Here is a 15,409-nt window from a genome sequence, read left to right on the forward strand (position 1 = left end):
CTACGGCACCGGGTCTAACCTGACTCTCGCCTTGTCACCGACAGAACTGGAGAGGCCGTTGCTCTTCTAGAGGTTCATACGCCTGCATGTACGCACGCACACCTCTGGAGCAATCATGTCTACCCCCTCTTCTCTGCGCATATCCGACGTCGGTTTCGCCTGGCCCGACGGCGACCAGGTCTTCGACGGCCTGGACGCTGTATTCCTTACCGGCAGAACAGGTCTCGCCGGTTCCAACGGCGCCGGAAAGTCCACACTGCTGAAACTGATCACGGGCGAGCTGACCGCGCAACGCGGTTCGATCACCGCCCCCGGCACACTCGGTTACCTCCCACAGGACATCACGCTGCGCGCAGGGCGACGCATCGACGACATCCTGCGCATGCGTGATCTGCGAGAGTCGTTGCACCGCATCGAGTCCGGCAACTTCGACGACGACGATTTCGCAGTGGTCGGCACCCGATGGGACGCCGAGGAACGCGCCGTGGCCCTGCTGGACAAGTTGGGGTTGGGCCACATCGTCGCTCGCCCGGACGATCTGGATCGCGTCGTCGGGACGCTCTCCGGTGGTGAGTCGATGCTGTTGGCGCTCACCGCGGAACTGCTCGCCGAGCCCGACGTGCTCTTACTCGACGAGCCGACCAACAACCTCGACCTCGATGCCCGAGCGCACCTCTACCAGGCCGTTCAGTCGTTCCAAGGCGTCATGGTCGTAACGAGCCACGACCTCGATCTGCTCGAGATCATGGACGGCACAGCGGAAGTGCGCACCGAGCGCGACGGTGTGAGCCGGCTGCGCATGTTCGGCGGGAACTACAGCCATTATCGAGCCGTCGTCGACGCGGAACAGGAGGCAGCGCGTGCAGCGTTGCACGACGCGAAGAACGACGTCCGCAAGCAGGAACGCGAATTGGTGGAGGCCAGAACCAAACTCGACCGTCGGCTCCGTTACGGCAAGAAGATGGCGGAGCAGAAGCGCGAGCCGAAGATCGTCATGGGCAATCGCAAACGGGCAGCGCAGGTGTCGGCCGGTAAGTTGCGCAACAATCACATCGAGAAGGTGAGCGACGCCCACGCCGTGCTGGCATCTGCCGAGGATCGGTTACGCGACGACCGAGAGGTACGCGTCGACCTTCCGGCGACGAAAGTCCATGCGGGACAGCAGATCGTCTCGATAGACTCGTTGGACATCGTCGGCCCGGAACGAATCGCACTGATCGGGCCGAACGGAAGCGGCAAGACGACCCTGTTGCGTGAGCTCGAGGCCGCGGAACCCGTGGTGCCGTGGCGGTACCTGCCGCAACGGCTCGACGTGTTCGACGAGTCACGCACCGTCGCCGAGAACGTCGCCTCCGTCGCGGCACACGCGTCGAACGAGCAGATTCGAGCGCAGTTGGCGCGCTTCCTGTTTCGCGGGAGTGATGCAGATGCCGTCGTCGAGACGTTGTCCGGTGGCGAGCGCCTGCGAGCTGCACTTGCCCGCATCCTGCTGGCCGAACCGGCGCCGAAGTTGCTGATGCTCGACGAGCCGACCAACAACCTCGACCTCGCCAGTAGAGCGCATCTGGCGGAGGCGTTGGCGAGCTACCAGGGCGCGCTGATCGTCGCGAGCCACGACCTGCCGTTCCTGCGCGATCTCGAGCCGACGAGGTGGGTGGAATTGGAGCGTGCATGATGGACCGGTGGACTTCGCTACCAACCCGTCGGACGGAACCCGGATCGCCTACACCGTCGTAGGGTCCGGTCCGCCATTGCTGATGGTGCACGGCAGCCTGCTCACGCACACCATCTGGCGCACGTTCGGCTATGTCAAAGCGCTGCGTCCGAGAAGGTCGTTGATCCTGCTCGACATGCGAGGGCACGGTCGAAGCGACAAGCCGCACGACGTCGACGCGTATCGCATGGACTCGATCGTCGGCGATCTCGTTGCGGTGCTCGACGAGGTGGGTGTCGACAAGGCCGACTACTGGGGCTATTCGTACGGTGCCCGCGCCGGACTGACGCTGGCAGCGCGGGCACCCGACCGCGTCGGCGCTCTCGTGGCGGGAGGTGGGTCGCACGGTCCGCAGAAGGGTGCGTTCGATCGGCTGTTCTTCCCGGGTTGCGCCGACGTCCTCGCGACGCGAGGGATGGACGGGTTCATCGAGGAGTGGAACAAGCATCGACTGTTTCCGGTGGATCCGGCGACCCGGGCCGTGTTCACCGCCAACGATTCCGACGCCCTGGCCGCATACTTCCGCGCGTCCGACGCCGAACCCGGACTGGCCGACGACGTTCTGCGCGGCTTCGACATCCCGTCGTTGTTCTACGTCGGCTCGGAGGATACGACGCGTCTCGTGGACTCCCGTTCCGCTGCCGCGCTGGTCCCTGATGCGGAGTTTCACCTGATCGACGGTTTCGATCACTCGACGACGCCCGCAGCGGGTGCGGAGGTCTTGGGTGTGGTGGAGCCGTTTCTGGAGCGAATGTCACCTTCGGTCACCTGAACCTTGGGCCGCTCGGGGGTGAGCGAGGGCGGCATTCGGTCACTCTGAGTGAGCGAGGGTGACATTCGGTCACTCATTCGGTCACCCCTGGGAGATCAGAGGAACAGATCCCGCTTACGGATGAGCCCGGTGGCGATGACGCTGACCACCGAGGTGCCGACGAGGAATCCGCACGCCAGCCAGGGCGATCCGCTGCCCGCGGCGATGAGGGCCGTCAGGATCAGCGGAGTGATTCCGGACGCGTAGATGCCGGAGAACTGGTAGACGATCGACAGTCCGGTGTAGCGGATTTCCGTGGGGTACAGACTCGCGTACAGAGTGCCCTGCGCTCCGTAGAACAGTGCGTGCACGAATCCGAACACCAAGACGAGCCCGAGTCCGAAGAACCAGAGGCTGCCGGTTCCGAAGAGCGCGAACACCGGGAACACGGCGAGTCCGTACAGGGCGATGCCGATGATATAGATCCGCTGGGCGCCGTATCGGTCGACGAGGAGTCCGGAGAGCGGGAGCAGCAGTGCCATGACCACCGCGGCGACGGTGACGACGAGCAGCACGGGGACCTTCTCGAAGTCGAGCTCGGTGGTCGCGTACGTGATGGCGAAGACACCCCACGTGTTGAATGCCGCGCCCTCACCCCAACGCGACAGCAGTCCGAGAACGGTCGCACGAATCGACTTGCGCGCGAACACCTCTCGAACCGGCGCCGACGACCGTTGCTTGAGATCGGTGACTTCTTGGAACGCAGGGGTCTCCTCGACCTTGAGCCGCACGATCAGTCCGACGGCGACGAGAACGAGGCTGAGGAGGAACGCGATGCGCCATCCGTACGCCAGGAAGGCGGCGTCGTCGAACACTGTTTGCAGTAGCGCGAACACTGCTGTGCCCAAGGCCAATCCGAGCGCGAGACCGATTTGCGGGATGCTGCCGAACAGTCCGCGCTTCTTCGCCGGGCTGTGTTCGACGGCCAGGAGCACTGCTCCGGCCCATTCCCCGCCGAGCGCGAAACCTTGCAGAATTCGCAGGAGCAGCAACAGAATCGGGGCGAGGACACCGATCTGCTCGGCGGTCGGAAGTGCACCCATCAGCGCGGTGGCGATGCCCATGATGAACATCGTCAGCGCGAGCGTCTTCTTACGCCCGATGCGGTCGCCGAAGTGCCCGAAGACGACGCCGCCGATCGGGCGGACGACGAATCCGACGGCGAACGTCGCGAAGGACAGCATCGTGCCGACGAACGAGCTCTGGTCGGGGAAGAACAGTTGGTTGAACACCAGGCTTGCGGCGGTGGCGTAGAGGAAGAAGTCGTACCATTCGACGGTGGTTCCGAGAAGACTCGCAGCGACGACGGTACGCAGGCGCTTTCGTCTGGCCGGGTCCGATTCGACCGGGGCGGGCTCGGCGATTGAAGTCATGTGAAACCAGAGTAAGTACGCACCTTCTGCAGGTCACCAATTGAAATCACGGTGATTCGAAGTCTGGCGCATCGCCGACGCCACTGCCACAATCGGGCGATATGTCTTTGCGCTTTCACTGGTTCCTGCCCACGTACGGGGATTCCCGCAACCTGATGGCAGGTGGCCACGGGTCGTCGATGTCCGGTGATCGGCCGGCGACATTGAGGTATCTCAATCAGATCGGCGCTGCGGCCGAGAGCAACGGGTTCGAGGCGGTCCTCACTCCGACCGGTGCGTGGTGCGAGGACGCATGGCTGACGACGGCCATGATGATCGACACAACAGAGACCCTCAAGTTTCTCGTCGCGCTCCGGCCCGGTTTGATCGCACCGACACTTGCCGCACAGATGGCTGCGACGTTCCAGTGGCAATCCGGCGGTCGACTTCTGCTCAACGTCGTCACCGGCGGCGAGGATCACGAGCAACGACGGTTCGGCGACTTCCTCGACAAAAACGAGCGTTACGCGCGCTGCGGGGAATTCCTCGACGTGACGCGTCGACTGTGGGCCAACGACGGCCCGGTCACCTTCGACGGCAAGTACATCAAGGTCGAGGACGCGTCGCTGCAGCGCCATCCCGAACCGACACCGCCGATCTTCTTCGGCGGGTCGTCACCTGCGGCAGGCACCGTCGCGTCGCAGTTCGCCGATACCTATCTGACGTGGGGTGAACCGCCCGCGTCCGTGGCGTCGAAGATCGCGTGGATTCGAGACCTCGCCGAAGTACAGGGCCGCACACTGGATTACGGCATCCGCCTGCACGTGATCTCGCGTGACACGTCGGAGCAGGCGTGGGCCGAGGCGGATCGACTGCTGGCCAATCTCGACCCTGCGACCGTCGAAGCAGCGCAGGCGAGCCTGTCGCGCTCGGTGTCCGAAGGCCAGCGCCGCATGCGCGAATTGCACGGCGGCGGTGAGGCTTACAAGCAAGGTGCAGATGCCAGAAGCCTCGAGATCGCACCCAACCTATGGACAGGTGTCGGGCTGGTTCGCGGTGGCGCGGGCACTGCCCTCGTCGGATCGCACGAGGAAGTGGCCGACCGGATCGCGGAATACGCGTCGATCGGGCTCGATCACTTCGTTCTGTCGGGTTACCCGCATCTCGAGGAGGCGTTCCACTTCGGCGAAGGGGTGCGCCCGATCCTCGAGAAGCGCGGGCTCGTGCAGTCGCGGGTCCGGGAGAATGCCGTCACCGGGACGCCGTTCCGCTAACCCCATGTGCACGAAAATACATAGCGGGGCAGGAGTGGAGCCTGCGGAATGACCCGCAGGCACAGTGTATTTTCGTGCACGTGCGCCGAAGGCGCCTACTCGCGGAACTCCCCCGACAACACCTCACCCGAATTCTCCCGCGCCCGCAGTTCGACGCGCCGGATCTTGCCCGAGATGGTCTTCGGCAGCTCGAAGAACTCGATCCGGCGGATGCGCAGGTACGGCGCCAGGTTCTCACGGGCGTACTTCAGGATCTGAGATGCGGTGTCCTCGTTGGGTTCCCACCCGGCCGCGAGCGAGACGTACGCCTTCGGCACCGCCAGACGGGTCTCGTCGGGCGCGGGCACGACAGCCGCTTCCGCTACCGCAGGATGCTCGATCAGCACGCTCTCGAGCTCGAACGGCGACACCTTGTAATCCGACGCTTTGAAGACGTCGTCGGTCCGGCCGACGTACGTGATGTAGCCGTCGGAGTCACGGGATGCGACGTCGCCCGTGTGGTAGTAACCGCCGGACATGACCTCGTCGTTGCGCGCCGCATCACCCAGGTAGCCGGTCATCAGATTGAACGGTGACGCCGCGAGATCGAGGCAGATCTCACCCTCGTCCGCCTTCTCACCGGTCACCGGGTCGACGATGACGACCGGAACTCCTGGCAGCGGACGTCCCATCGACCCCGATTTCAGGTCCGCCCCGGGCGTATTACCCACGAGCGCAGTGGTTTCCGTCTGCCCGAAGCCGTCGCGAATACTGAGCCCCCACTGCTTCTGCACGTGCGAGATCACTTCGGGGTTCAGGGGCTCACCCGCACCGATCGCCTCACGCAGATTCCCCTTGCCGCCGGAGATGTCCGCCTGAATCAGCATGCGCCACACCGTCGGTGGCGCGCAGAACGTGGTGACCTCTGCGCGTCGAATCTGCTCGAGCAGTGCTGTCGCGTCGAACCTGCTGTAGTTGTAGATGAAGATGGTCGCCTCGGCGATCCACGGAGCGAAGAAACAACTCCACGCGTGCTTGGCCCACCCGGGCGAACTGATGTTGAGATGCACGTCGCCGGGCTTGACGCCGAGGAAGTACATCGTCGTCAGATGCCCCACGGGGTACGACACCTGCGTGTGCTCGACGAGCTTCGGCTTGCTCGTCGTACCCGACGTGAAATACATGAGCAGACGGTCCGACGGCGCGGTGACCGACTCGAACGGTGCCGGATCCTCGAGATCGTAGGCGGCGCGATAGTCGCTCCACCCGTCGACCTCGCTCGTTGCGATCCGCAGATAGTCGCCGGGTACGTCGTCGAACTTCGCGGTGTCCGACGGGTTGGCGATGACAGCTTTCGCCCGTCCCCTCTCGATCCGATCGGTCAGATCCGCCGAACCGACGGCCGTCGTCGTCGGCATCAGCACTGCGCCGATCTTCATGACGGCAAGCATCGATTCCCACAGTTCCACCTGGTTGCCGAGCATGAGGATGACCGAGTCACCGCGTCCGATGCCGAGGGATTCGAGCCAGCGGCCTACTCGGTCGGACCGGCGGGCCATGTCGTCGAAGCTGTATTTCGCCTCGGATCCGTCTTCCTCGACGATCCACAGCGCGGTGCCGTCGTTGCCACGGGCGATCGCGTCGAACCAGTCGATCGCCCAGTTGAAAGTGCCTTCGAACGACGGCCACTCGAAGTCGGACAGGGCCTTGTCGTACTGCCCGTATGCGCCGAGCAGCACATCCCGTGCCTGCTCGAACGCCTTGTATGCCGTTCCGTCCGTCATCGAAAGCTCCTCGTGTGTGGCACAGGTCTCAGTCCGCCTCAGGCTAAACGCGCGCCGAACAGCGCCGCTACCCCCGAACAGGGGTGGCCGACAGTCGACGTTAAGTGCGCGCCAAGCGATCGAGCGCAGGCTTCGATCCATGACAACGACACAGAAAATCACGACCGAATACGACCTCCTGGGAATCCAGCTCGCTCATCGCGCGATGCGACGCGACGCCGCACGGCTCGTGACGCTGTGCGAGGGCCTGAAGAGTCCCGACGCGAAACAGATGACCGCGATCTCGGAGTACGTCCACCTGTTCGCCGACAGCATCCATCATCACCACACGACCGAGGACGACGTCCTGTGGCCGAAGATCGTCGGATCCGTCGGCTCGCACATCGACTTGAGCGACCTCACCGAGGACCATGAGGCGCTCGACCCGTTGCTCGACGAACTACGAGCAGCAGCCGACGGCCTCCCCGAGAGCCTGGCGCGTCTGACGGCCGCGTTGGTTCAGCTGAAGAACGAACTCGACGAGCACATCGAGGACGAGGAGCGGACGATCTTTCCGCTCATCACCGAGCACCTCCCGCTCGCCGAGTGGGAAGCCGTCGAGAACGCCGCACGCAAGGGAGGGAAGGTGGACTTCGAGCTCCCGCGTGTTATCGACGTCCTGAGTCCGGATGAGCTCGTGCGGGTGAAGAAGGAGGGTGGGGTGATGCTGCGCATCATGCTGCCGTTCTTGCGTCGGAAGTATCGGCGGCGGGAGAAGGCCTGCGGCCTACGTGCATAGAAGTACACGGCGCCGCTCGGTCGCTCCGCGGGCTCCGCTCCTGCCGACTATGTATTTTCGTGCACATGGCGAAGCCCTGAGGCGCACTATTGAACAGTGCACGAACTTGCGATCACGCAGTGCATCGTCGACGCAGCCTGTGAGCGTGCCGACGGGAAGTCCGTGAGCCGAGTGCTGGTACGAGTGGGACAGCTGTGCGCTGTGATCCCCGATTCGATGCAATTCTGCTTCGAACTCGTCACCGAGGGCACGGTCGCGGAGGGCGCTCGGCTCGACATCGAAACCGAGACCGCGCGAGCTCGCTGCCGCACCTGCGACAGCGAGTTCGCGATACCCGACGCAATCCTGTTGTGCCCGTGCGGGAGTGCCGACGTCGACGTACTCTCCGGGCGCGATCTACGAATCCTGTCGATGGAAACGAGGTGACCTTCGATGTGCGCAACATGCGGATGCGGCAACGACGCCCACGAGCACACACACGAGCATCCCCACGAACACGGCGGTGAGGTGATCACCCTCGAACAGAAAGTTCTGGCCAAGAACGATCTACTCGCCGAACGTAACCGCGGTTGGCTCGCGGGCCGGAGAATCTCGGCGTTCAACATCATGAGTTCACCGGGAGCAGGCAAGACGACGCTGCTCGTGCGGACGATAGAGGAACTCACGAGCACGACGCCCGTCAGCGTCATCGAAGGCGACCAGGAGACGACTCTCGACGCCGATCGCATCGAGGCGACAGGATGTTCTGTCGTGCAGATCAATACGGGCACCGGCTGCCACCTCGACGCGGACATGGTCCGACGCGCACTCGAGACTCTCGACCCGCCCACTCGATCGTTGCTGTTCATCGAGAACGTCGGAAACCTGGTGTGCCCCGCACTGTTCGACCTCGGCGAGGAAGGCAAGGTTGTCCTAATCTCGGTGACCGAGGGCGACGACAAGCCACTGAAATACCCACACATGTTCGCCGCGGCCGACGCGGTGATCGTCAACAAGATCGATCTACTGCCCTACGTCGACTTCGACATGGAAACCTTTGCAGCACATGCCGAGTCGATCAATCCGCATGTGCGAATTCTGCCTACTTCCGCGACCGCGGGCGACGGACTGGACGACTGGTACGGTTGGCTCACCCAAAACCAACACGCGGTTCATTGACAACTTTTCACCGCGGGTAGAAAGTGGAATACGTCACGGAAACGAGCCGAAGGTCGACTCCGGTGACGACAGGGGCGAAGGTGGGCCCCGGAGGGTGGGGACCCATGCCTACGTCGGCAGCGGAGACTGCAGAAGACACAGGGACTGCGGAAGAGCCACTGATTCACGTCCTGTGGATCAACGCCGGACTCAGTTGCGACGGCGATTCGGTGGCACTCACCGCCGCCACACAGCCGAGTATCGAAGAGATCGCGTTGGGTGCATTGCCCGGCCTACCCAAGATCGCTGTGCACTGGCCACTGATCGACTTCGAATGCGGCCCCGCCGGTGGGGCCGACGACTTCCTCGAGTGGTTCCGCAAAGCCGATCGCGGCGAACTCGAGCCATTCGTGCTGGTCGTCGAGGGGTCCATCCCCAACGAAGAGCTGCACGACGACGGCTACTGGTGCGGATTCGGCAACGATCCCGCCACCGATCAGCCCATCACGACGAGCGAATGGCTCGATCGACTCGTACCGAAAGCCACGGCCGTCGTCGCCGTCGGAACATGCGCGACGTATGGCGGAATCCACGCGATGGCGGGAAATCCGACGGGTGCGATGGGCGTCCCGGACTACCTCGGCTGGGACTGGAAATCCAAGGCGGGCATACCGATCGTCTGTGTACCCGGCTGCCCGATTCAACCCGACAACCTGTCCGAGACGCTGACGTATCTGCTGTACATGGCGACCGATCAGGCGCCGATGATTCCGTTGGACGAAGCACTGAGGCCCACTTGGCTTTTCGGTCAGACAGTGCACGAGGGGTGTGACCGCGCAGGCTACTACGAACAGGGTGACTTCGCGGACGAGTACGGCTCACCCAAGTGCATCGTCAAACTGGGCTGCTGGGGTCCGGTCGTCAAATGCAATGTGCCCAAGCGTGGTTGGATCAACGGGGTCGGAGGATGCCCGAACGTCGGTGGCATCTGCATCGGTTGCACCATGCCCGGGTTCCCTGACATGTTCATGCCGTTCATGGACCAACCGCCAGGCGGAAAACTGTCCACGACCGCGTCGGGTATGTACGGGTCCGTCATCAGGAGTCTGCGCCACATCACCGGCAAGACAGTCGATCACGAGCCTCGGTGGCGTCATCGTGGCGAAAAACTCGATACCGGAGCCAGCCGAACCTGGTAGACATTCGCACGCAAGAGAGGCAGCTCCGTCATGACAGCCACCATGCCCACTCCGTCTCACAAGAAGTCCGGCGACGACGGCTTGGTGGAGATGGCATGGGATCCCATCACACGTATCGTCGGCAGCCTCGGGATCTACACCAAGATCGACTTCGCGAACAACGAAGTGGTCGAGTGCAAGAGCACGTCGTCGATCTTCCGCGGCTATTCGATCTTCATGAAAGGCAAGGATCCTCGCGACGCGCACTTCATCACAAGTCGCATCTGCGGCATCTGCGGGGACAACCACGCGACGTGCTCCTGCTACACCCAGAACATGGCGTACGGCGTCAAACCCCCGCACCTCGGTGAGTGGATCGTCAATCTCGGCGAGGCCGCGGAATACATGTTCGATCACAACATCTTTCAGGAGAACCTCGTCGGCGTCGACTACTGCGAGAAGATGGTGTCCGAGACCAATCCGGGAGTGCTCGCGAAGGCCGAGAACACACGGGCGCCGAACGAGGCGGCGCACGGCTACCGGACGATCGCGGACATCATGCGCTCGCTCAATCCGTTCACGGGCGAGTTCTATCGCGAGGCGCTCCTCGTCAGCCGATCGACGCGAGAGATGTTCTGCCTCATGGAAGGCCGGCACGTTCACCCGTCGACGCTCTATCCCGGCGGCGTCGGAACCGTCGCGACCATCCAGCTGATGACCGACTACATGACTCGACTCATGCGCTACGTCGAGTTCATGAAGAAGGTCGTCCCGATGCACGACGACCTGTTCGATTTCTTCTACGACGCGCTTCCCGGCTACGAGAAGGTGGGGCTGCGCCGCACTCTGCTCGGCTGTTGGGGTTCGTTTCAGGATCCGGAAGTCTGCAATTTCGCGTACAAGGACATGACGGAGTGGGGACGGCGGATGTTCGTCACCCCGGGTGTCGTCGTCGACGGCAAGCTCGTCACGACGGACCTCGTCGACATCAATCTCGGCATCCGAATACTGCTCGGCTCTTCGTATTACGACGACTGGACCGACCAGGAGACGTTCGTGAAGACGGACCCGTTGGGCAATCCCGTCGACCGTCGGCATCCGTGGAATCAGCACACCAACCCCAAGCCGCAGAAGCGCGATCTGGACGACAAGTACAGCTGGGTGATGTCCCCACGCTGGTACGACGGTAAGGACTACCTCGCGCTCGACACCGGCGGTGGACCACTTGCACGGCTGTGGTCGACGGCACTGGCCGGTCTCGTCGACGTCGGGTACATCAAGTCCACAGGTCACAGCGTGCAGATCGAACTGCCGAAGACCGCGCTGAAGGGCCCCGTCACGCTGGAGTGGAAGATCCCCGAACACGGCAGCAACACCCTCGAACGCAATCGAGCGCGTACCTACTTCCAGGCCTACGCTGCCGCTGCCGCACTGCATTTCGCAGAGAAGGCGCTCGTCGAGATCCGGGCGGGCCGCACTGCGACGTGGGAACCGTTCGAGGTGCCGGACGAAGGCATCGGGTGCGGTTTCACCGAAGCGGTACGCGGAGTTCTGTCGCACCACATGGTGATTCGAGACGGAAAGATCGCCAACTACCACCCGTACCCGCCCACCCCGTGGAATGCGAATCCACGCGACAGCTTCGGCACTCCCGGTCCGTACGAGGATGCGGTACAGGGCGGGCCGATCTTCGAGGAGAACGACCGAGATCATTTCAAGGGCATCGACATCATGCGTACGGTCCGGAGTTTCGACCCGTGCCTTCCCTGCGGAGTGCACATGTATCTCGGCGATGGCAAGACACTGGAGAAGCTTCACTCCCCGACACAATCGGTGACCGGTGAGTGAGGACACGTGGCGTAGCGCTGGAGAGCGGATCGACACTCTCGTCAATTCGTTCGGAGTCGGGGGCGCTGCGACACGAGAACGAGCCGAACAGCTCGTGCGAGAGGTCGTCGACCTGTACGGCGAGGGTCTCGCACGAATACTGCGCATGTCCGACGCGCGGGCCGTCGACCGGTTCGTCCGGGACGATCTGGTCGCGAGTCTGTTGCTCGTCGGCGGACTTCACCCGGACGACACCGAAACCCGCATACGGACTGCACTCGACGGCGTCCGTCCGTACCTCGGCTCGCACGGCGGCGACGTCGAACTGGTCGGGGTGGAGAACGACGTCGTGACGCTTCGTCTGACCGGCAGCTGTCAGAGTTGTCCGTCGTCGTCGGTGACACTGGAACTGGCGGTGACCGACGCCGTGCACGCCGCAGCTCCCGAGACGACGTCCATCGAGGTCGTGCAGCCGGACGAGCCCTCTCTGATCGCCGCCGATTCGCTGATGTCGCGGATACACGCTGCGGCAGAACACGAATGGGTCGCCATGCCCGAACTCGAGTCCTTGGCCGACGGTGACGTCGCCGGGTTCGAGGTCGCTGCACTGCCGGTCCTGGTCTGCCGCGTCGACGTCACGCTCTATGCGTATCGCGACCGTTGTCCCAGCTGCACCGGCTCCATGGCGGGTGCACGTCTCGGCCGGGTTCTGGGCGGTGGCGTGGCATTGACGTGCCCGGTGTGCCGCGTGCACTACGACGTCCGCGCGGCCGGGGCATGTATGGACGTCGACGATCTTCACCTGGACCCGCTTCCCGTCCTCGTCCGCGACGGAGTCACCTCGGTCGCCGTTCCGACGGGGTCGATGTCATGACCAGCCCCCTGTCTTCTCTGTCCCGCATCAGCCGATCGCGGCCCCAGGCGCCCGCGTCGGAGCGATGTGACATGTGCGCGCAGCCGATCACCGCCCCCGATCCTTCACGCGGGGACAGCGAGCATCAGCACGTCGTCGACGTCGAGGCACGGCAGCTGATGTGCGTCTGTCGCGGTTGCTACCTGCTGTTCACCGACGACTCCGCGACGCTGCGCTACCGCGCGGTACCGGACCGATACCTGTCCTTCCCGACGTTTCGGCTCGTACCGGGAACCTGGGACACACTGCAGATCCCGGTCGGGCTCGCGTTCTTCTTCCGCAGCTCGCGCACCGGTCGGACGAGCGCGTTCTACCCCAGTCCCACGGGCGCAACGGAATCCGAACTGCCCTTCGACCGGAAGGACGCCGATGTCCCCCAACTCGACCTGTTACGCGACGACGTCGAGGCGCTGCTGATTCGTGTCCCCACCCGCGGCGACGCGTCGTGCCACCTCGTTCCGATAGACGCATGCTACGAACTCGTCGGCCGAATTCGCATGCTGTGGCGCGGTTTCGACGGCGGGCAGGACGTACGGAGAGCGATGGACGACTTCTTCGACGTCGTCGAGAGACGAAGTAGGCCGGCGTCATGACACACTTGTCCTTCAAGGTTCTCGGCATCACCCCCGAAACGTATGCTGCGGTGCCGAATCTCATTGCCCACGTGCGCATCACCGAAGACACGGACACGACGATTCATGCGATGGCGATGCGGGCTCAGGTCCGTATCGAACCACACCGCCGCCGGTACAGCGAGACGGAGGCCGCGGCACTGGTCGACATGTTCGGGACCCCGGAACGTTGGGTGTCGACGCTGAAATCCTTCCAATGGATGCAGACTTCGACGCTCGTACAGGGATTCACCGGAACCTGTGACGTCGACGTCACGATGCCATGCACGTACGATTTCGACGTCACCGCGAGCAGATACCTCCACGCGATGCACGACGACGGAACCATCCCGCTGGCATTGCTGTTCAGTGGCACCGTCTTCACGAACGGCAGCCGCAGATTCGGCGTCGAGCAGATCCCGTGGGATCTCGAAGCACACTACGACCTCCCGGTGCGCGTATGGAAAGCCCTTGTGCGGCTGCACTATCCGAACTCCGGCTGGTTGCGGCTTCGACACGACACCCTCGCCGCCCTGGCGCGGTACAAGGCCGAGGAAGGGTACCTCGGATTCGACGAAGCCCTGACCCGACTGCTGTCGAAGACCGAGGTGAGGTGAATGAACACAGACATAAGAAGCGTGGCCGACGCCATCCTCTACGAGGGCTATCTCCTCTATCCGTACCGTTCGACGTCCCTGAAGAACCGATCGCGTTGGCAGTTCGGCGTTCTCGGTCCCGAGCGCGCCAGCGAGACGGGCGTCGGGGAGGAGTCGACGCTGTCGACGGAATGCCTCGTCGAGACCCGTCCCGATGCGACGGTCGACGTGACTCTGCGGTTTCTCCAACTACAGGATCGGCGGGTCGAACGCCGCGTGGGCACCGAGTTCGTTCCGGTCGACGACCTCACCGTCGACGGCATGCACTGGTTGACGTGGGAAGAGGCTGTCGAGGTCGAACTGAACATGGGTCGAATTCCGTTGTCGGAGCTGAGCAATGGTTCAACCCTCCCTGTGTCGGTCGAAGGCGACGTGCGCACCGAAGACTTGGGCGACGCCGGCCGAATCGTACGTTCGCGGCATTCCCTGTGCGGTGAGATCAACCTGTCCGGCGACCGGACGGGCAACTACACGAAACTGCACGTGGAAGTCAGCAACACGGGAGTGCCGGAACCCGATCGTGATTCGGCGATGCGATCGTCGTTCATCGGCACGCATTTGGTTCTGCACGCGGAGTGCACAGCGTTCTCGTCGCTACTCGAACCTGAGGAGCAGGCGGCACAGCCCGCCTCGGACTGCCACCAGCACAGGTGTTTTCCCGTGTTGGCGGGCAAACCGGGCAGCACCGACAACGTGCTGGTGTCACCCATCATCCTGTACGACTATCCCGAGATCGCCGAGCAGAGTGAGGGGGCATTGTTCGACTCGACCGAGATCGACGAGATCCTCACCCTTCGCGTCTTGACGATGACGGACACCGAGAAGGCCGAGGCGCGGGCAACGGATCCACGGGCGGCGGAGATCATCGACCGTTGCGACGCCGCATCAGCCGAATCCATGCAGAGCCTGCATGGCGACACTCGCCTCGTACCAGAGATTCCCGACGGAATGGACTGGTGGGAAGCAGAAGCCGACAGCCTCGTCGAACCCGAGACGGACGCCGTTCTCGTCCAGGGCGTCCTGGTCGCCAAGGACAGCCTGGTACGCGTGCATCCGAGTCGCCGTGCGGACGCACAGGACCTGTTCTTCGAAGGCCGAACGGCACGTGTGGCCTCCGTGCACGAGGACGTCGACGGCGACACTCACGTCGGTGTCGTGATGCTCGACGATCCGGCGGCCGATCTCCACGGGTGGTACGGCCGCTACCTGTACTTCGCTCCGGACGAACTGGAGCCTGTTCCGGAAGAGTGCAGAAGGGAGAGAAGGACATGAGCGTCCTGGGATACATCACCACGGTGGTGATAGCCGTCGCCGTCGCCGGTGCCGCGGTGATCGGGGTCAGATCGATCCCCGACATCAAGCGCTACGCCCGCATGCGGCGAATGTAACGCGTCG

15 protein-coding genes are annotated in these 15,409 nt (G+C 63.5%); 13 read left to right on the forward strand and 2 right to left on the reverse strand.

The annotated features are described in order from the left end of the window. Nucleotides 1–115: 115 nt before the first annotated feature. Nucleotides 116–1,675 carry an ATP-binding cassette domain-containing protein gene (locus tag CHB96_RS15255; RefSeq protein WP_176444304.1) on the forward strand — a complete coding sequence of 520 codons (1,560 nt, stop codon included), beginning with the start codon at nt 116–118 and terminating at the stop codon, nt 1,673–1,675. Nucleotides 1,676–1,682: 7 nt separating this feature from the next. After that, entirely contained in the window at nt 1,683–2,486 is an 804-nt protein-coding gene (locus CHB96_RS15260; RefSeq protein ID WP_089247639.1) for an alpha/beta fold hydrolase, read from the forward strand. Nucleotides 2,487–2,581: 95 nt separating this feature from the next. Here CHB96_RS15260 and CHB96_RS15265 read toward each other — a convergent pair whose 3' ends face one another. After that, the gene (locus CHB96_RS15265) at nt 2,582–3,898 is read right to left on the reverse strand and encodes an MFS transporter (protein WP_089247641.1); all 1,317 of its coding nucleotides are present in this window, start codon (nt 3,896–3,898) and stop codon (nt 2,582–2,584) included. Nucleotides 3,899–3,999: 101 nt separating this feature from the next. Here CHB96_RS15265 and CHB96_RS15270 point away from each other — a divergent pair, with 101 nt between their 5' ends. Next, nucleotides 4,000–5,151, forward strand: coding sequence for an LLM class flavin-dependent oxidoreductase (locus CHB96_RS15270; protein WP_089247642.1), 1,152 nt, complete (start codon nt 4,000–4,002; stop codon nt 5,149–5,151). A 95-nt stretch (nt 5,152–5,246) separates the two neighbouring features. On the opposite strand, the gene CHB96_RS15275 is transcribed toward CHB96_RS15270, so the two are convergent. Further along, entirely contained in the window at nt 5,247–6,914 is a 1,668-nt protein-coding gene (locus CHB96_RS15275) for an AMP-binding protein (protein ID WP_089247644.1), read from the reverse strand. Nucleotides 6,915–7,053: 139 nt separating this feature from the next. Here CHB96_RS15275 and CHB96_RS15280 point away from each other — a divergent pair, with 139 nt between their 5' ends. From CHB96_RS15280 to CHB96_RS30395, 10 genes are all read left to right on the forward strand, one after another. Further along, nucleotides 7,054–7,692: a hemerythrin domain-containing protein gene (locus CHB96_RS15280; RefSeq protein ID WP_089247646.1), complete on the forward strand. Its 639-nt coding sequence runs from the start codon at nt 7,054–7,056 to the stop codon at nt 7,690–7,692. A 96-nt stretch (nt 7,693–7,788) separates the two neighbouring features. Next, nucleotides 7,789–8,118, forward strand: coding sequence for a hydrogenase maturation nickel metallochaperone HypA (gene hypA, locus CHB96_RS15285; RefSeq protein WP_089247648.1), 330 nt, complete (start codon nt 7,789–7,791; stop codon nt 8,116–8,118). A 6-nt stretch (nt 8,119–8,124) separates the two neighbouring features. Continuing rightward, nucleotides 8,125–8,850 (forward strand): hydrogenase nickel incorporation protein HypB, encoded by a 726-nt coding sequence (hypB, locus tag CHB96_RS15290; RefSeq protein ID WP_089247650.1) that lies wholly within the window; start codon nt 8,125–8,127, stop codon nt 8,848–8,850. A 104-nt stretch (nt 8,851–8,954) separates the two neighbouring features. Next, on the forward strand, nt 8,955–10,028 hold the full coding sequence (locus tag CHB96_RS15295) for an NADH-quinone oxidoreductase subunit B family protein (RefSeq protein WP_089247652.1): 1,074 nt from the start codon (nt 8,955–8,957) through the stop codon (nt 10,026–10,028). 30 nt (nt 10,029–10,058) lie between these two features. Continuing rightward, nucleotides 10,059–11,855, forward strand: coding sequence for a nickel-dependent hydrogenase large subunit (locus CHB96_RS15300; RefSeq protein ID WP_089247654.1), 1,797 nt, complete (start codon nt 10,059–10,061; stop codon nt 11,853–11,855). Further along, nucleotides 11,848–12,708: a NifU family protein gene (locus CHB96_RS15305; protein ID WP_089247656.1), complete on the forward strand. Its 861-nt coding sequence runs from the start codon at nt 11,848–11,850 to the stop codon at nt 12,706–12,708. The genes CHB96_RS15300 and CHB96_RS15305 overlap by 8 nt, the downstream gene beginning before the upstream one ends. Next, nucleotides 12,705–13,340 carry a DUF5947 family protein gene (locus tag CHB96_RS15310; protein ID WP_089247658.1) on the forward strand — a complete coding sequence of 212 codons (636 nt, stop codon included), beginning with the start codon at nt 12,705–12,707 and terminating at the stop codon, nt 13,338–13,340. The genes CHB96_RS15305 and CHB96_RS15310 overlap by 4 nt, the downstream gene beginning before the upstream one ends. Next, entirely contained in the window at nt 13,337–13,975 is a 639-nt protein-coding gene (locus CHB96_RS15315) for a DUF6084 family protein (protein ID WP_089247660.1), read from the forward strand. Before CHB96_RS15310 ends, CHB96_RS15315 begins: the two co-directional genes overlap by 4 nt. Further along, entirely contained in the window at nt 13,976–15,286 is a 1,311-nt protein-coding gene (locus tag CHB96_RS15320; protein ID WP_089247662.1) for a hypothetical protein, read from the forward strand. Further along, nucleotides 15,283–15,402 carry a DUF6893 family small protein gene (locus tag CHB96_RS30395; protein WP_089247855.1) on the forward strand — a complete coding sequence of 40 codons (120 nt, stop codon included), beginning with the start codon at nt 15,283–15,285 and terminating at the stop codon, nt 15,400–15,402. The genes CHB96_RS15320 and CHB96_RS30395 overlap by 4 nt, the downstream gene beginning before the upstream one ends. Nucleotides 15,403–15,409: the final 7 nt, after the last annotated feature.

The organism is Rhodococcoides kyotonense, from assembly GCF_900188125.1.
In the GTDB taxonomy this organism is placed as follows: Bacteria; Actinomycetota; Actinomycetes; order Mycobacteriales; family Mycobacteriaceae; genus Rhodococcoides; species Rhodococcoides kyotonense.